Genomic DNA, 18,870 nt, shown 5'->3' on the forward strand with positions numbered 1-18,870 from the left:
TTGCCTGGCCGAGGGCTGACTCGCGGGCTGACCGACGCACTCGGCAGCTGGCTCCGCGCGGTGAGCAGCAGGCTGATTGCGGCGGGCCGGTGGTGTGCGGCGACCGCTTTGCCTGGCCGCGCGCTGATTGCCGCAGATGCGCTGCGCGCGGTGAGAATCAGGTCTTGGCACTGGCACGGCCGGCGAGCGGCGGGCTGGTTGTGTGCGGCGTGTGCTTTGCCTGGCCGCGGCCTGACCGCCGCAGATCCGTTGCGCGTGGTGAGAATCAGGTCTTGGCACTGGCACGGCCGGCGAGCGGCGGGCCGGCGGTGTGCGGCGTGTGCTTTGCCCGGCCGCGGGCTGATTGCCGCAGATCCGCTGCGCGAGCGGCACCCTCCGCCCTCGCCATCGCACCGAACCCCAGTCGGCCGGCTCGGCGGTGTGGCGCCGGGCCGGCATGTACGTCCGTTGTCTGCGTCCCGCGCCGCCTACCGATCGCGGAGGTCGTTCATGATTGAGGTCGGGGAGCTGCGGCGGTTGCGGCAGGTGCGGGTGGCGGAGCCGGAGGCCATCGCGGTCGCGGCCGCTGCCCGGCGGCGGCGGCCGTTGGTGGATGCCGGGGGTCGGTTGATGCTCATCGCTGCCGATCATCCGGCGCGGGGGGCGCTCAGTGTGCGGAATGATCCGTTGGCGATGGGGGATCGGCGGGAGTTGTTGGAGCGGTTGGTCGTGGCGTTGGCGCGGCCGGGGGTCGATGGGGTGCTCGCCACGCCCGACATCGTTGAGGACCTGCTGTTGCTCGGTGCTCTGGACGACCGGGTCGTGGTCGGGTCGATGAATCGGGGTGGGCTGGCCGGGTCCGTTTCGGAGCTCGATGACCGGTTCACCGCGTACGACGCCGCCGGGATCGCCGCGGCGAACCTGGACGGCGGCAAGATGCTGCTGCGTATCGACCTCGGGGATCCGGACACCGTCTCGACGTTGGAGGCGTGCGGGCGCGCCGTGTCCGGGCTCGCCGCGCGCCGGTTGGTGGCGATGATCGAGCCGTTCATGGCGGCGCGCGCCGGGGACGGCCGGTTGCGCAACGACCTCACCGCCGCCGCCGTCGTGCGCGCCTGCGCGATCGCCGGGGGTCTCGGCTCGACCAGCGCCTACACGTGGCTCAAGCTGCCGGTCGTCGACGAGATGGAACGCGTCCTGGCCGCCACCACGCTTCCCGTCCTGCTCCTCGGCGGCGATCCCGACGGCGCGCCTCAGGAGACGTACGCCGCGTGGGAGAAGGCCCTGGCGTTGGAAGGCGTCCACGGTCTGGTCGTCGGCAGAGCCCTGCTCTACCCGCCGGACGGTGACGTCGCCGCCGCCGTGGACACCGCGACCGCGCTGGTGAAACCGGGTGGAGTAGGCGAATGAGCACCCGCCGCCTGACCGTGGCCCAGGCCCTGGTCAGGTTCCTCGCCGTCCAGCACACCGAACGCGACGGCACCGAGCACCGCCTCATCGAAGGCGTGTTCGGCATCTTCGGCCACGGCAACGTCGCAGGCCTCGGCGAAGCCCTTCTCGGCCTGGAACTCCAGGACCCGGCCCTGCTGCCCTACCGGCAGGCCCGCAACGAGCAGGCCATGGTCCATACGGCCGCCGCCTTCGCCCGCATGCGCGACCGCCTCTCCACCTACGCCTGCACCACCTCCGTCGGCCCCGGCGCCACCAACCTCGTCACCGGCGCGGCCCTGGCCACCGTCAACCGCCTCCCGGTCCTGCTGCTGCCCGGCGACGTCTTCGCGACCCGCACCGCCAACCCGGTTCTGCAGGAGCTCGAGGACCCGCGCAGCCTCGACGTCTCCGTCAACGACACGCTGCGCCCGGTCTCCCGCTACTTCGACCGCGTCAACCGCCCCGAGCAGCTGCCGGCCGCGCTCCTGGCCGCGATGCGGGTCCTGACCGACCCCGCCGACACCGGCACCGTGACCCTCGCGTTGCCGCAGGACGTGCAGGCCGAGGCGTGGGACTGGCCCGAGGAGCTGTTCCGGCACCGCGTCTGGCACGTCCCGCGCCCCCGCGCCGACCTGGCGAGCATCGGCCGTGCGGCGGTCGCGATCAAGAACGCCCGGCGCCCCCTGATCGTCGCCGGCGGCGGCGTCACCTACTCGCAGGCCACTGACACCCTGCGTGCCCTGGCCCGCGCCGCCGGCATCCCGGTCGCCGAGACCCAGGCCGGTCGCGGCACCATGCCCGAGGACGACCCGCTCGCCCTCGGCGCCGTCGGCGCGACCGGGACCCGGGCCGCGAACGCCATCGCCGCCCGGGCCGACCTCGTCATCGGCGTCGGAACCCGCTTCTCCGACTTCACCACCGCCTCGCGCACCGCCTTCGCCGACCCGGACGTCCGGTTCGTCACGATCAACATCGCCGCCTTCGACGCCGCCAAGCACAACGGCGTCGCAGTGGTCGCCGATGCCAAGTCAGCACTCGAAGATCTGACAGCCGAGCTCGCCGGCTGGCATACGGACGCCGCCTACCAAGGCGAGATCGCCGACGCGCGCGCCGAATGGACGGCGCGGGTCCAGGCCGCGTACCGCTTCGGCAACGTCCCCCTGCCCTCCCAGATCGAGGTCATCGCGGCCGTCAACGACGCGGTCGACGTCGGCGACGTCGTGGTCTGCGCGGCCGGCTCCATGCCCGGTGACCTGCACAAGCTCTGGCGCACCGCCGGCGACCCGAAGTCCTACCACGTCGAGTACGGCTACTCCTGCATGGGCTACGAGATCGCCGGCGGCCTCGGGGTGAAGCTCGCCGCGCCCGAGCGCGAGGTCTACGTGCTGGTCGGCGACGGCTCGTATCTCATGCTCGCGCAGGAGATCGCCACCGCCGTCGCCGAGGGTGTGAAGCTGATCGTGGTCCTGGTCGACAACAGCGGCTACGCCTCCATCGGCGCCCTGTCCGAATCCGTCGGGGCCCAGCGCTTCGGCACCGCCTACCGCTACCGCCGCGCCGCCTCCGGGCGCCTGGACGGCGGCCCGCTGCCGGTGGACCTGGCCGCGAACGCCGCCAGCCTCGGCGCCGACGTCGAGCGTGCCACCGACCTGGAGGAGTTCACCGCGGCGCTGGCGCACGCCAAGAAGGCCGACCGCATCACGGTCGTGCACGTCCGGACCGATCCGCTGGCCGGCGCGCCCGACAGCGGCGCCTGGTGGGACGTGCCCGTCGCGCAGGTGTCAGAGCTCGAATCCACTCGCGCGGCCAGAACGGGGTATGAGGAGGCGAAGAAGGTTCAACGCCCGTACCTGTAACACCACGAACTGATGTGGAGGCAGCGCGTATGGCACCGAGAACACGTCTTCAGGCAACTGGATTCAAGACACCCGGATTCAAGACAACTGGATTCGGCCGGGCGCTCACCGCGGCGCTGGCCACCCTGCTCCTGCTCGCCGGCTGTTCGTCGAGCTCCTCCGGATCGTCCAAGACCGGGGCCGCCTCCGGCTCCTGCCCCTACACCTTCGCCGTCATCACCCACGGCGACAACGGCAACTTCTGGAGCGTGGTCTACAAGGGCGCCAAGGACGCGGCCAAGGACACCGGCTGCAAGCTGTCCGAGACCTACGGCTCGCAGCAGCAGGGCCAGGCCCAGCCGGACGACAACGCCGAGAACGCGCAGATCCAGAACGCGATCAACGCCAAGGTCAACGGCATCATCGTCTCCGACCACGCGCCGAGCGTGATGAACTCCACGCTGGCCGCCGCCTCCGACGCCGGGATCCCGGTGGTGCTGGTCAACGCCGGCTGCGACGACGCCGACATCGCCGCGGCCAAGGCCCTGACCTGCGTCGGGCAGCCCGAGCAGCTGGCCGGCAAGCAGGCCGGGCAGCGGTTCGCCAAAGAGGGCGCGACCAACGTGCTGTGTGTGATCCACCAGTCCGGGCAGAACCTGCTGGACCGCTGTAACGGCATCGCGCAGGGCCTGGGCGTCGGGCAGCAGTGCTCGACCTCGTCGGCCCCGGCCTCCGGCCCGGCCTGCACCGAGCTGATCCTGTCCACGCCGAACGCCGCCTCCAACCCGCAGCAGGCCGTCGGCCAGGTCACCGCCTACTTGCAGTCGCACCCCGGCGTCAACGCCGTGATGACGCTGAACAACGCGATCGGCCAGGCGCTCGTGGTCGCCAAGCCGGCCAACGTCAAGATCGCCACCTTCGACCTGTCCAGCGACGTGCAGAACGACCTGCAGGCCTCGCCGCCGACCCTGGACTTCGCGGTCGACCAGCAGCAGTACCTGCAGGGCTACCTGCCGGTGGAGTTCCTGTACCTGTACGCCAAGCACGAGGGCAACGCGGTCGGCGGCGGTACCACCGTGGCCAGCGGGCCCAAGCTCGTCGACAGTACGAACATCAAGTCGGTGGCCGCCGCGATCGCGGCCGGGGACGACTGATGACCAGCGCCGACGTCGCGGTGGCCGGGCCCGGGGAGGCCGGGCCGCCGCCCGCCGGCCCGCCGGGGGCCGACGCCGGCGAATCCGACGGTCGGGGCGCCGAGGCCGGCCTGCTCACCAGGGCCCTGCGGCGCCCCGCGCTCGGGGCGCTGCTCGGCGCGGTCGCGGTGTTCGTGGTGTTCGCCGTCACCGACAGCACCCCGCAGCACCTGTGGCTGACGCAGACCGGGTTCCAGGCGTGGGCCCAGCAGGCGGCGTTCTTCGGGATCATGGCGGTGCCGGTCGGGCTGCTGATGATCGGCGGCGAGTTCGACCTGTCGACCGGCGGGATGACCGGGTTCTGCGCCATCATCATGGCGCTGCTGGTCGGGAACGAGCACTGGAACGCCTGGGCCGCGGTGGCGGTGACGTTCGCCTTCGGGGCCGCGATCGGGGCGGTCAACGGGCTCGTCGTGACGCGGTCGGGGCTGCCGAGTTTCATCGTCACGCTGGCGACGTACTTCGTGTTCCGCGGCCTGTCGGTCGGCGGCGTGCTGAAGGTGAACCACGGCAGCACCAACATCGGGCTGACCGGGACCGACCATCCGGGGCTGAAGAGCGCCAAGGACGTCTTCGGCGGCTCCTTCGCGCACAGCAGTGGTCTTCGGGCCGGATATCAGGACGCGATCCTGTGGTTCGTCGGCGTCACGGTGGTCGCGGTGTGGCTGCTGGGCCGGACCCGGTTCGGGAACTGGGTGTTCGCCGTCGGAGGTGATGCGGACGCCGCACGCAAGGTCGGTGTGCCGGTGCGGCGGACGAAGGTCCTGTTGTTCATGGGGACCTCGACGGCTGCGGCGCTGGTCGGCGTCATCTCGTTCCTGCAGACCAACACCGCGGTGTCCGAGCAGGGCGTGGGATACGAGTTCTACTACATCATCGCCGCGGTGGTCGGCGGCTGCCTGCTCACCGGCGGGCACGGCTCGGCGCTCGGTGCGGCGTTGGGAGCCTGCATCATCGGGATGGCGTTGCAGGGCGTGATCTATTCCGGGTGGGACAGCTCCTGGGACTTCACGTTCCTCGGGGCGATCCTGTTCCTGGCCGTCGCCGTCAATACCCTGACTCACCGGCGAGCGATGAGGGCGCGCAGATGACGAACTCTGATTCCCCGGTCGGGGCTGTGCCGCTGCTGGAGGCCGACGGCGTCGGGAAGTACTTCGGGAACGTGCGCGCGCTCAGCGGCGTGTCGCTGTCGGTGCACGCCGGTCGCGTGACCTGCGTGCTCGGCGACAACGGCGCCGGCAAGTCGACGCTGATCAAGATCCTGTCCGGGGTGTTCACGCCCGACGAGGGGGAGGTGCGCGTCGATGGCGCCGCCGTGAAGTTCCACAGTCCGCGCGACGCCCGGGCCGCCGGGATCGCGACGGTGTTCCAGGACCTGGCGATGGTGCCGCTGATGGCGATCTGGCGGAACTTCTTCCTCGGCTCGGAGCCGACGAAGGGCTGGGGTCCGTGGCGGCGCTTCGACGCCGAGGCCGCCCGGGCGCGCACCTGCGAGGCGCTGGCGGCGATGGGCATCGACCTGCGGGACCCGGATCAGCCGGTCGGGACGTTGTCCGGCGGGGAGCGGCAGTCGGTGGCGATCGCGCGCGCCGTGCACTTCGGAGCCAGAGTCCTGATCCTGGACGAGCCGACGTCGGCGCTCGGGGTGAAACAGGCCGGGGTCGTGCTGCGTCGGGTAGTGCAGGCGCGCGAACGCGGGCTCGGCGTCGTGTTCATCACCCACAACCCGCATCACGCGCATCCGGTGGGGGACCGGTTCGTGGTGCTGAACCGGGGCCGGCTGCTCGGGGACTTCGCCAAGGACGAGATCGGGCGGGACGAGCTGGTGCGGTTGATGTCGGGCGGGGCGGAGCTGGAGACGCTGGGGCATGAGCTCGAGCGGATACCGGGGATCGCCGCGCCGACGGAACCTCAGACGGGGTCGCCGCCGTCTGATGTGCGGGCCGGTCCGGCGCCGGCTGAAGCGCTCGACGAAAACGGTTGATCGACGGACTCTGAGGGACCCTGCCATGCCACTGCCCCGTCCGGCCACCCTCGGCGCGATCCGCGTCGCCCGGGAGGCCGCCACCCTGATCCGCCGCTCGGCCGCGCCGCGGCGGCTGCGCTTCAAGGCCTCCTCCGCGGACCTGGTCACCGCCACCGACCTGCGGGTCGAGCGGCTGGTCCGGTCCTGGCTGAAGGCCACCCATCCCGAGCACGCCATCGTCGGCGAGGAGGGCGGCGGGCTGGCCGAGATGGATCCGTCGCGGCCGACGTGGTTCGTCGATCCCGTGGACGGCACGACGAACTTCGTGCGCGGGATCCCGCACTGCGCGTGCTCGATCGCGTTCTGGGACGGGCAGCGGCTCGCTCTGGGCGTGGTGGCCGACGTGGCGCGCCGCCGCATCTACTGGGCCGAGGCCGGACGCGGCGCCTACGAGGGGCGGCGCCGGCTGCGCGTCTCGCCGGTGCGGCGGCTGGACCGGGCGGTGCTGGCCACCGGCTTCCCGCCGACCCGGTCCTTCGACACCGACGACAACCTCGCGGAGTTCTCCTCGGTGTTCCGGCAGTCCCGGGACGTGCGGCGGACCGGGAGCGCGGCGATCGACCTGGCGTGGGTCGCGGCCGGGCGGCTGGACTGCTACTGGGAGCAGCGGTGCGGGCCGTGGGACTGGGCCGCCGGGGTGCTGCTGGTGCGGGAGGCCGGGGGGAAGGCGACGACGTACACCGGGCTGGAGTGGCATCCCGGGGACGCGGATCTGGTGGCGTCGAACGGGCCGGTGCATCCGGCGTTGATCGAGGCGTTCTGTGAGGCTCGGGCGGGCGGTGGGCTGCCGGTGCGGCCGCCGCAGCCGGTGTTCAGTGCGCCGGCGGTGGCTTCGCCTGACTCGCCTGGTTCGCCTGCTTCGTCGACGGCTACCTCGTCTCCCTCGGCGGCTTCAGCTGGGTAGTTCGCGCAGCTTGCGCAGCGGCGAGCCGAGGAGGAACAGGACGCTGCAACAGGCTCCGATCGTGGAGATCGCCAGAGCGGTGCGGATGCCCACGGTCGTGGCCAGCCAGCCGCCGGTCAGCGCGCCGAGGGGGCGGATGCCGTAGTTGATGGTCTGGAGCACGCCGGAGATGCGGGAGCGCAGGTCGTCGGGCATGACTGCGGTGATGTAGGCGTTGGCGGAGACGTCGAGGACCATGACGCCGAGGCCGGACAGGAACTCGTACACGAACAGTGTCAGCACGATCAGCACCTTCGGGCCCGAGGCGAGCACGACCAGGATGTGCGGGGCGGCGAAGCCGAGGAAGCCGAGCGTCATGCCCATGCCGATGCCGATGCGCGCCACGACGCGGCTGGTCAGGGCCGCGCCGACCAGGCCGCCGACCGCGCCGGCGCCGAGGGCCAGGCCGAGCAGGCCGGCGTTGATGTGCAGGTACGTGCTCACGTAGAGGATGAACAGGGCCTGGAAGATGAAGTCGAAGAAGTTGACGGTGCCGACGGCGCCTTGCAGGGCCCTGATGCCGGGTGTCGCGACGATCCAGCGCAGGCCGGCCAGGAAGCCGCCTTTGGCTTCGCGGTCCGGCACCGGTTCGGTCGGCGAGATCCGGCTCAGCGCCACGGCCGAGGCCAGGTAGCTCGCCGCATCGGCGACCAGCGCGAACGGCGCGGTCAGGAGCTGCACGGCCAGGCCGCCGAGGCTGGGCCCGGAGACGTAGGCGAAGGCGCGGCTGCCGTTGCTGAGCGAGGAGGCCTGCATGAGTTCGGCGTTCGGGACCATGGCCGCGAACAGGGTGTTGTCGGAGATGCTGAAGAGCACGGCGAGGACGCCGACGGCGAGTTCGGCGACGATCAGCTGCGCCAGAGTCAGGACGCCGAAGGCGTAGGCGACCGGCACCGAGAGCACGGCCAGGAAGCGCCCGAGGTCGGCGAACAGCATGATCCGCCGCCGGCTCGGCCGCCGGTCGACCCAGATGCCGGCCGGGATCGACAGCAGCAGCGCGGGGATCATCGGCGCGGCGGTGAGCCAGGCCATCGCGGTGGCACCGGCGCCGAACAGGAGCACGGCGGCCAGCGGCATCGCGATGCGATGGACCTCGTCGCCGATGAGCGAGACGCTGTGCCCGATCCAGAAGCGGCGGAAGTCGCGGCGGCGCAGGACCGCGGGGACGCGGCCGTGGAGGGCGGACGGGAGCAGGCGGGATATCGCGCCCTCGGGGGGCGCTTCGGCGGCGGTGGTCACGAGCGGTCGTCCACTGATTCGGATCCGGGATCTTGCTTGGCGCTGCCGGGGTCCGCCTCGGTCTCAGACTCCGTTCCCGGCGTCGGCCCCCGATCCTTCCGGAACGCGATCCGCAGCATCTGCACCAGCTCCGCACCCTCGGGCCGCAGCTCGGGCTGGGTGTTGCGGTCGGCGAACCGGTCGGTCAGGGCACTGATCGCCTCGGAGAGCTCACCGAGTTCGGCGGCGGTCAGGTACAGCAGGCGGTCGCCGAATTCCTCGGCCTCCCGCCACTCCGAGGGCAGCTCGTGGGCCGTTCGCTGGGCCCTGGCCACCTCCTCGAAGTAGAACTGCGTGAAGAAGCTCCGTGCCTCGCTCCACGCGGCCTGGACCGCCGGGTCCGTCGAGGTGCTCGGGATGTTCGTGTACTGCGCCGTGGCCCGCCACGGCTTCTGCCGTCCGGGCCCGGGCACCTCCTCGACCACGCCGTACTTCGCGAGCATGCGCAGGTGGTAGCTGCAGCTGGCCACCGACTCGCCGGTCAGTTCGGCGGCGCGGGTCGCGGTCAGCGGGCCCTCGGTGCGCAGCAGGCCCACCAGTTCCATCCGGGTGCGGTGCGCGTAGGCGCGGATGGCCTGGGGGTCGTTCAGGTGCAGGACGTCATCGTGCTCTGAGCCGGGCATGCATCTAAAGATAGCTTTCTAAAGAAAGCTTTACAAGGCTCCGCCGCACCTCGGGTCACTCTTCGTAGGTCCGCACCTCCACCTGGAACGGGGCCTCCCCGAACATCGCGACCGCCGCGCGGTACCCGCTCGGGACCGCCACCGGTGCCACCCGGTGGCGGTGCGAGCTGGCCGGTTCCACGCACGCCACCAGGTCCCGCTGTAACACCGCCGCCTTGGTGTTCGCCCAGCCCAGGCCGCCGGCCACCTTCGCCACCGCCTCCTTGCGGGTCCACAGCCGCGCGTAGCGGTCGGTCTGCTCCACCGGGTCGTGGCCGCCGGCGACGTAGCGCGCCTCGAACGGCAGGAAGTACCGCTCGGACATGTCCACCGGGTCCAGACCCTCGGTCAGCTGGCGGATGTCCACGCCGACCTCGCGGTCCGGCGCCACCGCCAGCAGCGCCAGCGCGCCGTCGTGCGCCAGGCTGATATGTGGGCCGCCGGCGGCCAGGGCGGGCTTGCCGTTGGCGTCGGCGGTGAAGGTGATGCTCTGCGGCTCGACGTGCAGTTCGCGGCCCAGGATCACGCGGCGCGCGCCGTGCGCCACCAGGTAGCGGTGCCGGTCGCGCTCGCGCAGGAAGTCGGCGGCGTGCGCGAACTCGCCCTCGTCGAGCAGCCGCTCGTAGTGCTCGGCGGTGTCCGGGGCGGTGTCGGTGTCGATGATCCAGACGCGGATCCGATCGGTCATGGCCGCACCGCCGAGCGGTCGATGTCGGCGAGGGTCGCCGTGCCCATCAGGGTCATGGTGTGTTCGAGTTCGGAGGTGGCCAGCCGCAGGACCGCCTCGACGCCGTCTTCCCCGTCGGCGGCCAGCCCCCACAGGAATGGCCGGCCGATCAGCACCGCGTCGGCGCCCAGGGCCAGGGCCGTGAACACGTCGGTGCCGCGGCGGATGCCGCCGTCGACGAGGACCGGCATCGAGCCGGAGACCGCCGCGACGCATTCCTCGAGCGCGTCGATGCTCGCCACGGCGTTGTCGAGCTGGCGGCCGCCGTGGTTGGACACCACGATGCCGTCGACGCCGTGCTCGGCGGCCAGCCGCGCGTCCTCGGCGGTCAGCACGCCCTTGAGCAGGATCGGCTTGGCCGTCCGGCTGCGCATCCAGGCCAGGTCGTCCCAGGTCAGGGCGCGGTCGAAGGAGATCTCGGCGTGCGCGGAGATCGCCGAGTCGGCCTCGTGGGCCCGGTGCGCCTCGGCCATCACCGCCGGGTCGACGTTCACGGCCGCGACGCCCTCGGGCAGCGTGAAGCCGTTGCGCATGTCGCGCAGCCGCTGCCCGATGCGCTTGGCGTCCAGGGTCACCACGAACGCCTCGTAGCCGGCGGCCTCGGCGCGCTCGATCAGCTGCTCCAGCACGGCGCGCTGCCGAAGCCAGTACAGCTGTAGCCACAACGGGCCGCTCGCGGCTTCGGCGATGTCCTCCAGGGTGCGGCTGGCGAAGATGCCGACGACCGTCAGCGCCCCGACCCGGCCCGCGCCGCGGACCGTGGCGACCTCGCCCTCGGGGTGCAGCAGGCGGTGGTAGGCGATCGGGGCCAGCCCGACCGGGGTCGCCAGGGCGGTCCCGAACAGGGCGGTGCGGGTGTCGATCTTGTCGACGTCGGTGAGGACGCGGGGGCGCAGACGGTGGCGGTCGTAGGCGGAGGTGTTGGCGGCCAGGGTGCGCTCGTCGCCGGAACCGCCGTCGACGAAGTCCCACACGGAGCGGGTGACGTGGCCGGCCGCGAGGTCGCGGAAGTCGGTCAGGCGCAGTGGAGCGGCGTTTTGGGTCCCCATGGAGTTCACGTTTCCGAGCGGTGCCGCTCCAAACGCGCCGCCGGCCGCTCCGGTGCGGGCGGCGCGACCTGGGTCAGGGCCGGCGGCAGCGATTTGTTGTCAGTAGGTCGCAATAGTCTTTTTCCATGAGCGAACCCGTGTTCCGCGAGATGCGCGAGAGCGACCTTTCGGTGCTGTTCGAGATCCAGTGTGACGCCGAGGCCCAGCGGATGGCGGCGTTCACGAGCACCGCGAACGATCGCGAGGCGTATCTGGCCAAGCACCGGCGGCTGCTGGCCGACGACCGGATCGTGCGCGTCGTGGTGGAGCTCGACGGTGAGGTCGTGGGCAGCGCGGCGGCCTTCCCGCTGGGGGAGGACATCGACGTCACGTACTGGATCCGCCGCGAGTTCTGGGGGCGGGGCCTGGCCGCGGCGGCGCTGGCGGCGGTGCTGGAGCAGGTGGCGGTGCGGCCGGTGTTCGCCTCGGCGGCGTATGACAACGCGGCGTCGATGCGGGTGCTGGAGAAGAACGGGTTCAAGCGCGTGGGGGAGGAGCGGGGGTTCGCCGAGGCGCGGGGGGAGGAGATCGGGGAAGTGATGTTCCGGCTGAACTGAGAGGCGATTATGATCGAACCCTGATGACGAATACGGACGCGAGCGCGGGTGCGGGTGCGGCTTCTGAGCCCGACCCCGGCCTCAGTGCGGCCGACACCGCCGACACCGCCGATGCCGCGGTCGCCGCGGCGGAGCGCTGGTTCGTCCGCAACGGCGTGCCGCACTTCGTCGAGGAGCACTACTACGTCGCCGGCCTGCCCGCCTTCCTGCGGCCGTTCGCGGCGGCGATCCAGCTGGCGCGGCTGGCGATGATGCTTGGCTTCTGGACGGTGCGCCGGGTCTTCGCCGAGATCCGCGAGGTCGGCCACCTGGCCGTGCGCGCCCTGCCGCTGCTGGCGCTGTTCGGCATGGTCATCTTCTTCACCCGCGACTTCTGGCTCATCTCGGCGGCGCTGACCTCCGGCTGGCTGTGGGTGTCCTCGGCGTTCTTCATCATGCTGATCCAGGCCTTCCTGATCGCGCGGCTCCCCGAGGAGTTCGTCACCCTGCCCAGCGCCTGCACCCCGGAGCGGATACGCGCCAGCTGCGTGGCCACGCCCCTGGCCCCGCTGGCCGACACCGAGCCGGAACTGGCCACGGACCCGGCGCTGGGCCTGGGACAGCGCCGCAACATGTTCATGTACCTGCTCCTCACCCAGACCATCCAGATCAGCCTGCTGAGCTGGACGGTGTTCTTCTTCTACGTGGTCTTCGGCGCCATCGCGATCCGCCCGGAGGTGCTCAAGGACTGGTTCGGCCACGTCCCACCGGATGCCCACCTGTGGGGCATCCGGATCCCGGGCGTCAGCAGTGAACTGCTGCACGTGGCGTTCCTGCTGGCCGGGCTGAGCGCGCTGTACTTCGCGATCACGGCGCTGACCGACGCGGTCTACCGGCGCGAGTTCTTCGACCGGACGCTGGCCGAGCTCGACAAGGCGATCCACATGCGGTGCGCGTATCTGACGGCGCGGAGCAAGTGCGGCAAGTCGCTGCCGCGCTGAGCCCGGCACCTGCCTCGGTCGAGGCAGGTGCGTCGCAGTGCTCTACGACGTCAGGTGCAGCGCGATGGCGGCCAGCCGGATGTTCCCGGCGATGCCGGGCGGCAGCACCAGGCGAAGCTGGGTGGCGGTGACCGGCTGGCCGGGGCGGGCCGGGTCGGTCACGAGGTGGCTGCGGGACGGCTGGTCGCTGACCAGCCTCGTGATGGGCTGCCAGGGTTCGGCCGGCGAGGTGCGGATGTCCAGGCGGGTGTCGCGCAGCCAGGATTCCGGGTGCGCCGGGTCGTCCCAGAGCGAGATCGCGTTGAACGGCACCGGGGCCGGGAAGGTGAAGAGCAGGCCGTAGGGCGGGGTGTTCGAGGCGCTGGCGGCGGTGTCCTCGATCATCATGTCGCGCAGGTAGGGCTGGGGCAGCGGGGTCGGCTGGTAGCCGGCCGGGACCGGGTTCGGCGCGGCCGGGGCGGGGATCGGGCCCATGCCGTCGATGGCGGGGACCAGGGCGACCGCCGTGGTCGCGGGGTACTGGTTCGGGCCGGACAGCGGGGCGATGGCGTTGCCGGGGTCGGTCACCGCGGTGACCGGTGCCGTCGGGGCGGCCAGGAACTGCTGGCGCATGTCGGGGGCGCTCGAGCGGACCGTGGTCGACCACGCGGCCTGATAGCCGGGGCCGGTCAGGCGCTCCAGGCGGCCGAGCCAGGTGCCGACCAGCAGGTCGCCGCCGGGCAGCCAGCGCGGGACCGGGAGGCCGCCGAGGTCCGCGGTGAACACCGGGGTCAGGGTCGGGTCGAGCACGGTCAGGTTGCCCTGCTCGTCGCCGAAGGCGACCCGGCCGTCGGCGGCGACGTCGAGGTGGTGCACCACGTCCGGCGCCGGATAGCAGCGGTCCAGAGCCCAGCCGGTCGCCGGGTCGTGCCGGTAGCGGCACACGCGCGTGTCGTGGACCGTGATCAGGCCGCTGCCGTCGGGGAGCCAGGCGAGTTCGTCGGCGCGGGTGGTGAGCACGGCCTGGAGTCCGCGGCTGACGGTGTCGAGGATGAGCACACGGCCGTCGTCGTTGCTCATCGCGACCGCGACGCCGGTGCCGTCCGGGCTGACCGCGACGCCGGTGGCCTTGCCGTTGCCGGTGGTGAGCGCCGTGGACAGGTCGAGCTGGGCCAGCGGCGCGGCCGGGGCCGTGCTGCCCGGGGCGACGTTGTAGGCGCTGGCCACCAGACCGTCGACGACCAGCAGCGTCTTCGCGTCGAGCGCGGCCAGCACGGCGGTTCCGGCACGGCCCGGGTGTGCGGTGTGCAGATCCTGCGGCCACCAGGCCTGGGACCAGCGCGGCGTGCCGTCGGCGCTCCAGACGGCCAGCCCGAGGTTTCCGGCGCTCGCGATCCAGGAGCCGTCCGGCGCGGTGGCGAACGCCGGCGGGCGGCCGTCGGTCAGAACGGTGCCGGTGCGGTCGAACCAGCGCGGCGTGGTGCCGTAGAGGTCGAAGCGGCGCTGCACCGCCCCGCTGCCGGGATCCACCAGGTGCAGGCCGAACTCGGCCGGCGCGGTCAGATCGGCGCCGACGACGGCGATGCCCTGCGGGAGGGCGCGCGGCAGGAAGCTGAACTGGTGGCCGACGCGGGTCTGCCAGCGCTGGGCGCCGGTGGCCAGGTCGACGGCGAACAGGTTGCCGTCCCAGTTGGCCGCGCTGAGGACGGCTGACGCGCCGTCGGCGGTGAGGGCGATGCCGGAGATGTGTGCGCCGAGCCGCTGGGCCGCGGGTCGCCAGTCGGCGCCGGGGGTGAAGTCCGGTTCCAGGGCCGCGGTGCCGGCGACCGCCGTAGCCGTGGCCGCGGAAGCCCCGCCGCCGCCCGGCCCGCTCAGCAGATCCATCGGCGCACCGCCGGAGCCGACCGTGATCCCGCCGTCCGCGGTCCCGACCTGCCCGGTGATCAGCTCGACGGCCTCCACCGTGATCTTCCCCTGCGCGTTGACCGGCACCGTGAACACCCCGTTCGTCGGCGCCTGGACGGTCCGCTCCCACAGCACGTCCTGACTCGCGTCGAGGACCCGCACCCGCACCGGCAGCGGTACCGTCCCCCCAGCGCCCGACCCAGCGCCCGACCCGCCGACCACCGACACCGACCAGTCGATCTGCGCCGGGCCCGACCCGTCGGCGCTGAGCACCGGCCCGGCCGACACCGACACGCCGGTGATCGGGCTCGGCAGCACCGCGAGGATCGCCGCCGGCCAGTGCCGCAGGTCGATCGGCACGGCGCCGTTCGTGTCGGGGAACAGCCGCGTGCCGCCGAACACGTCGTAGACGGCGGCGCCGGGGGCCAGGGCGGGCAGCGTCACCCGCGCCGGCAGCGGGGCGCGCACCGAGTGCCAGACGTCGGCCCGCCGGAAGATCGCGTTGTCCACCCCGAACGTGCCGGCGTCCGTGCTGAAGATCGAGTTGTTGACCGCCAGCACCAGCCGGGCCGGGCCCGCCACGCGCTCGCTGATCAGCACCTGCGGGTCGGAGGCGGTCGCGTGCGCGGTGCCGATGACGTCCGCCAACCCCTCACGCAGAGCACTGACATTGGCCATCGCGATGGCGGTCCAGCTGATCGGCTGGTCCACCAGGACGTCGTCCATGTTGAAGATCGCCGAGTCGTCGGTCAGCTGCCCGAAGACGTAGTCCACGGTCTTGGGCCACAAGGTATAGCTCTTGCCGAAGCTCAGCCCGAGCGAGGTGCTGCCCAGCCCCGCGACCACCGTGTCGAGGCAGCCGTCGCCCTCCTCCGGCAGGCCGGTGTCGCCGGGCGAGGTGCCGTCGTGGAACACCTTCACCCCGGCCTGCTGGGCCGCCGCGAGCGCGGCGCGGACCTTCGGGTCGAGCTCCACCCGCTCGTTGACCAGCAGCACGGCCGCGTAGTCGGTGAGCGGGCGGACCCCGGGCGTGTCCAGGTCCTCGACGAACACCAGGCTCGCCGGGATGTGGGCGTAGAGCAGCGAGAGGTAGGCCTCGAAGACCCGGCCGGTGTGCCCCGGCAGGCTGCTGTGCCAGCGCTGGATGGCGAACTGGCGCCGGCTCAGCAGGATCGCCACCGGATCGGCGGATCCGAACGTGCCGACCCACTCCCCGTACTCGTGCAGCACGTCGCTGAGCACGCGGAACATGCCGGGCAGCCCGGTGCCGAGGTAGCGCGGGTCCGGGAGCTGGTCGTACTGGCGCGTCCAGGGGATCATCTGGCTGTAGAGGCTGGCGTTCCCGGCGGCCGCGTGGCCGCTGCTGCCCGCTCCGCGCAGTAGCGCCTCGAAGGCCTGGCCCAGTACTTGGTCGCCGGTGCCGCTGTCGTTGTAGCTCTCCTCGTGCAGGACCAGCGCCTTGCCCGGGCGGCGGCAGAAGTCCGTCCAGAACGCGGACCCGAGCATCAGCGGGTACTGCTCCTGCTGGGACTGGAGGTCCACTTCGTCCGCCTCGGCGAAGGACTCCGGAGGGTAGAAGAACGCCTGGGTCGGCGGTCCCGAATGCGCGGCGACCACGTCGGCCCGGCCGTAGCCGGTGTCGGCGGCGGCGAGCAGTTCGTTGCGCAGGGTGCGGGCGGCATCCGGCACGTGCTGCACGGCGTGCGCGAACCACATCGCCAGGATCTGCCGCCACTGGCCGTCGGCCCTGGTCTGGAGCAGCGCCGTGTTGTAGTCGGGGATCGCGGAGTCGAGCGAGGAGGGGTAGTGGCCGGGCGCCTCCAGCCCGGCGGGCCCCATCTCCCGGTTCCACCAGTTCGCGGCCCAGTGCCAGCCCTCGAAGGCCGGGTAGCCGGACAGGATCCGGTTGGTCCATGCCAGGTTCTGGAACCGGGTGCTCAACGGATCTCCGGGGCCGAGCATCGCCGCGGTGAGTTCCGGCAACGGCAGCGAGGTGTCGTTGCCCAGCAGCAGGCTCCGTATGCCGACGCCCTGCGCGCCGTATCCGCAGATGATGTCCAGCATCACCGGCAGCGCCCAGATCTTCGCCGGGTCCACGGCGTGGGGATCGGTGACGAGCCGGTTCGCCGTCGTGGCGACGGCCGTTCCCGACGGGTCCCGGTCGTAGCTGGAGTCGGTGGGGTCCAGCAGCGCCAGTCCGGCCTGCTGGTCGCTGATCCGGTCGACGACCAGCGTCCAGCCGAGCCGCCGGGCCCGTTCCAGGTGCGCGGCCGCGGTGTCGGCGGCATCGAGGTAGTCCGCGCCGGCCGGGCCGACGAACACGCCGGCGTTGACGGGATAGGTGCCCTGCAGGTCGCCGAACCACACCCGCCGGAACCCGCTCGGCGGCCGCCCGGAGCCGAGCTCGATCGGCTGGGCGGCGACCGTGAGGTCGGCCGCGGTGGTGGTCAGCAGATAGCTGCCGGCCCGCAGCAGGGCGCTGACCGAGGCGGGCACGGTGATCGTGACCGAGCCCGTCGTGGGGATGGTCACGGTGCTCTGCGCCACGGTCACCGGGCTCGTCCCGGACACATCGTCCAGGCGCAGCACCAGATCGCGGGCCGTGCTCGGCGCCGGACGGACGGAGACGGTGACGATGATCGGCTCCCCGACGGCGTACCGGAGCCGGTTGAAGGGGCGCGGATCAGGGCCGGGCGGAGTGCCGCCGAAAGCGCCGTGGTAGTACGTCTCGGTACTGATGCTGACCGAGCCGGCCACCCCCGGCGGACGGACTTCGATCACGCGGCGCAGCCGGAACTCGTCCACCAGGCCGGTGCGCCAGGGCCCGGTGTGCGGCGCGAGCGTCAGCTGCATCAGACCGCTGAGATCGGCGGGCACGGCGATCTGGAACGTCGTGGCATCGGTTTGGCTGACCGTCAGCTCGCGATGGTCCTGTGCGCCGATGGAGCGCACCCAGGCCTTCCAACTCGGCGCGGGCAATGTGAGGTCGACACCCGGTCCGAACCTGTCGACGGTCAGCGTGGCGGTCACGGTGTCGCCCGCGGTCCACGCCGAGCCGTTGTCCTGTTCCGCGCCGAAGTCGGCGCTGACCACGTCATGGTGGCAGAGCACCGACTGCACGAAAGCGATCGACCCGGAGGAGGCCGGGTCGGGCAGCGTGAACACGCCGTAGAGCTCACGGTCCTGGAAGCGTTGCAGCAGCGCCTGTCCGCCGAGGATCCGCAGTTCCTTGTAGGGCGCGTCGGCGGCGGACGGAGCCCCGGACGGCAGTGGCAGCGCGGCCGCGGGAGCGGCGCCGTCGTCGGGGATGCGGTAGACGGCGCCGCCGGTCGGCTTGAGCAGGTAGATGTGGCCGGTGTCGGCGACGTCGAAGCCGCCGGCCACCCCGCCGTTCCCGGGGACGGCCGTACTCTCGCCGATGGTCTGGCGCACGAGCGAGTTCAGCACCCCGCCGGTGCTCGCGTCGTCGGCCCGGTCCCAGAGCACGGTGCCGTCCGAGTCGACCTTCGCGAGGTGGTTGGCGAAGAGGTTGGGGCCCAGCACGACGTGGTAGAGCACGTAGAAGACCGGGGCCGGGGCGTCGGCGGTGCCCGTCTCGCGGACGCGGAAGTCCAGCACGAGCGTGGTCCCGTCGTGCCCGAACGGCAGCGGGACCGCGGTCAGCCCGGTGAGCTGCTCGGCCGGCGGCGCGCCGATGACCTCGATCTGCGCGTGCGGCGTCACCGTGGAGCCGTCCGTGACCCCGTACTGCGCGAGCGCGTAGAACCGCCCGCTGACCGCGCCCGCCTCCACCCGGTAGGCCCCTCCGCCGCCGGCGAACTCGCCGGTCACTCGCGCGATCGGGTCCAGCGCGAGATCGGGCCCGTACATCCACACCTCGGTGGGCGAGCCGTAGTTGCCGAGAGCGACGTAGCCGCCGGCGTTCCCGGTGGCGTAGGTGAAGCCCTCGCTGCCGTCCTTGCTGCCGAGGATGACGTCGGTGAACAGCAGGTGCTGAAGCCCTTTGCGCTTGGTACCGTCCAGGTTCGTCCGCAGGAGGTACATCGTCGGGCCGCGCTCGGCGATCACCGTCGAGACCAGGTAGACGTCGCCGTCGCGGCCCACGCTCAGGTATGCGTACCGGCAGGCGAAGCCGGTCCCTTCCCGGCTGATCACTCGTTCCATGGTGTAGGTCATCGTCCCCGTACCTCTCTGTGCGCGACCCGCTCCCGTCGCGGGTCACTTTCAGGCTAGGAAGCGGTACGGGGGTCGGAATCCGTAGGACTACGCGTTCCTGGCGGCTGCCTC

General features: G+C 72.0%; 13 protein-coding genes. 8 read left to right on the forward strand and 5 right to left on the reverse strand.

Features of this window, described 5'->3' with window-relative positions; translation table 11 throughout:
- Positions 1-489 precede the first annotated feature (489 nt).
- Genes ABH920_RS44875 through ABH920_RS44900 form a run of 6 tightly spaced genes read left to right on the forward strand, consistent with a single transcriptional unit; the run spans position 490 to position 7,368 of the window.
- On the forward strand, positions 490-1,389 hold the full coding sequence (locus ABH920_RS44875; protein WP_370355465.1) for a deoxyribose-phosphate aldolase: 900 nt from the start codon (positions 490-492) through the stop codon (positions 1,387-1,389).
- Positions 1,386-3,266 carry a 3D-(3,5/4)-trihydroxycyclohexane-1,2-dione acylhydrolase (decyclizing) gene (gene iolD, locus ABH920_RS44880; RefSeq protein WP_370355466.1) on the forward strand — a complete coding sequence of 627 codons (1,881 nt, stop codon included), beginning with the start codon at positions 1,386-1,388 and terminating at the stop codon, positions 3,264-3,266. Before ABH920_RS44875 ends, iolD begins: the two co-directional genes overlap by 4 nt.
- A gap of 29 nt (positions 3,267-3,295) precedes the next feature.
- The gene (locus ABH920_RS44885; protein ID WP_370355467.1) at positions 3,296-4,399 is read left to right on the forward strand and encodes a substrate-binding domain-containing protein; all 1,104 of its coding nucleotides are present in this window, start codon (positions 3,296-3,298) and stop codon (positions 4,397-4,399) included.
- The gene (locus tag ABH920_RS44890) at positions 4,399-5,529 is read left to right on the forward strand and encodes an ABC transporter permease (protein ID WP_370355468.1); all 1,131 of its coding nucleotides are present in this window, start codon (positions 4,399-4,401) and stop codon (positions 5,527-5,529) included. The genes ABH920_RS44885 and ABH920_RS44890 overlap by 1 nt, the downstream gene beginning before the upstream one ends.
- Entirely contained in the window at positions 5,526-6,422 is an 897-nt protein-coding gene (locus ABH920_RS44895) for an ATP-binding cassette domain-containing protein (protein WP_370355469.1), read from the forward strand. The genes ABH920_RS44890 and ABH920_RS44895 overlap by 4 nt, the downstream gene beginning before the upstream one ends.
- A 25-nt stretch (positions 6,423-6,447) precedes the next feature.
- Positions 6,448-7,368, forward strand: a complete 921-nt coding sequence (locus ABH920_RS44900; RefSeq protein ID WP_370355470.1) for an inositol monophosphatase family protein — start codon at positions 6,448-6,450, stop codon at positions 7,366-7,368.
- On the opposite strand, the gene ABH920_RS44905 is transcribed toward ABH920_RS44900, so the two are convergent.
- Genes ABH920_RS44905 through ABH920_RS44920 form a run of 4 tightly spaced genes read right to left on the reverse strand, consistent with a single transcriptional unit; the run spans position 7,357 to position 11,123 of the window.
- Entirely contained in the window at positions 7,357-8,646 is a 1,290-nt protein-coding gene (locus tag ABH920_RS44905) for an MFS transporter (protein WP_370355471.1), read from the reverse strand. The genes ABH920_RS44900 and ABH920_RS44905 overlap by 12 nt on opposite strands.
- Positions 8,643-9,308 carry a helix-turn-helix domain-containing protein gene (locus ABH920_RS44910; RefSeq protein ID WP_370355472.1) on the reverse strand — a complete coding sequence of 222 codons (666 nt, stop codon included), beginning with the start codon at positions 9,306-9,308 and terminating at the stop codon, positions 8,643-8,645. Before ABH920_RS44910 ends, ABH920_RS44905 begins: the two co-directional genes overlap by 4 nt.
- Before the next feature lie 55 nt (positions 9,309-9,363).
- On the reverse strand, positions 9,364-10,035 hold the full coding sequence (locus tag ABH920_RS44915; protein ID WP_370355473.1) for a 4'-phosphopantetheinyl transferase superfamily protein: 672 nt from the start codon (positions 10,033-10,035) through the stop codon (positions 9,364-9,366).
- Positions 10,032-11,123, reverse strand: a complete 1,092-nt coding sequence (locus ABH920_RS44920; protein WP_370355474.1) for an alpha-hydroxy acid oxidase — start codon at positions 11,121-11,123, stop codon at positions 10,032-10,034. The genes ABH920_RS44915 and ABH920_RS44920 overlap by 4 nt, the downstream gene beginning before the upstream one ends.
- 125 nt (positions 11,124-11,248) lie before the next feature.
- Here ABH920_RS44920 and ABH920_RS44925 point away from each other — a divergent pair, with 125 nt between their 5' ends.
- Positions 11,249-11,719 carry a GNAT family N-acetyltransferase gene (locus tag ABH920_RS44925; RefSeq protein ID WP_370355475.1) on the forward strand — a complete coding sequence of 157 codons (471 nt, stop codon included), beginning with the start codon at positions 11,249-11,251 and terminating at the stop codon, positions 11,717-11,719.
- A 23-nt stretch (positions 11,720-11,742) separates the two neighbouring features.
- The gene (locus ABH920_RS44930; RefSeq protein ID WP_370355476.1) at positions 11,743-12,699 is read left to right on the forward strand and encodes a hypothetical protein; all 957 of its coding nucleotides are present in this window, start codon (positions 11,743-11,745) and stop codon (positions 12,697-12,699) included.
- 42 nt (positions 12,700-12,741) lie between these two features.
- On the opposite strand, the gene ABH920_RS44935 is transcribed toward ABH920_RS44930, so the two are convergent.
- A complete protein-coding gene (locus tag ABH920_RS44935; RefSeq protein WP_370355477.1) occupies positions 12,742-18,759 on the reverse strand; it encodes a WD40 repeat domain-containing protein in 6,018 nt (2,005 codons plus the stop codon).
- Positions 18,760-18,870: the final 111 nt, after the last annotated feature.

It is taken from the genome of Catenulispora sp. EB89, from assembly GCF_041261445.1.
Classification (GTDB): Bacteria; Actinomycetota; Actinomycetes; order Streptomycetales; family Catenulisporaceae; genus Catenulispora.

Excerpts from the sequence above, each read along its gene's own strand:
- ABH920_RS44895 (WP_370355469.1), top strand. The coding sequence starts at position 5,526 with ATGACGAACTCTGATTCCCCGGTCGGGGCTGTGCCGCTGCTGGAGGCC.
- ABH920_RS44930 (WP_370355476.1), top strand. The coding sequence starts at position 11,743 with ATGACGAATACGGACGCGAGCGCGGGTGCGGGTGCGGCTTCTGAGCCC.
- iolD (WP_370355466.1), top strand. The coding sequence starts at position 1,386 with ATGAGCACCCGCCGCCTGACCGTGGCCCAGGCCCTGGTCAGGTTCCTC.
- ABH920_RS44875 (WP_370355465.1), top strand. The coding sequence starts at position 490 with ATGATTGAGGTCGGGGAGCTGCGGCGGTTGCGGCAGGTGCGGGTGGCG.
- ABH920_RS44885 (WP_370355467.1), top strand. The coding sequence starts at position 3,296 with ATGGCACCGAGAACACGTCTTCAGGCAACTGGATTCAAGACACCCGGA.
- ABH920_RS44910 (WP_370355472.1), bottom strand. The coding sequence starts at position 9,308 with ATGCCCGGCTCAGAGCACGATGACGTCCTGCACCTGAACGACCCCCAG.
- ABH920_RS44925 (WP_370355475.1), top strand. The coding sequence starts at position 11,249 with ATGAGCGAACCCGTGTTCCGCGAGATGCGCGAGAGCGACCTTTCGGTG.
- ABH920_RS44900 (WP_370355470.1), top strand. The coding sequence starts at position 6,448 with ATGCCACTGCCCCGTCCGGCCACCCTCGGCGCGATCCGCGTCGCCCGG.
- ABH920_RS44890 (WP_370355468.1), top strand. The coding sequence starts at position 4,399 with ATGACCAGCGCCGACGTCGCGGTGGCCGGGCCCGGGGAGGCCGGGCCG.
- ABH920_RS44935 (WP_370355477.1), bottom strand. The coding sequence starts at position 18,759 with ATGACCTACACCATGGAACGAGTGATCAGCCGGGAAGGGACCGGCTTC.
- ABH920_RS44920 (WP_370355474.1), bottom strand. The coding sequence starts at position 11,123 with ATGGGGACCCAAAACGCCGCTCCACTGCGCCTGACCGACTTCCGCGAC.
- ABH920_RS44915 (WP_370355473.1), bottom strand. The coding sequence starts at position 10,035 with ATGACCGATCGGATCCGCGTCTGGATCATCGACACCGACACCGCCCCG.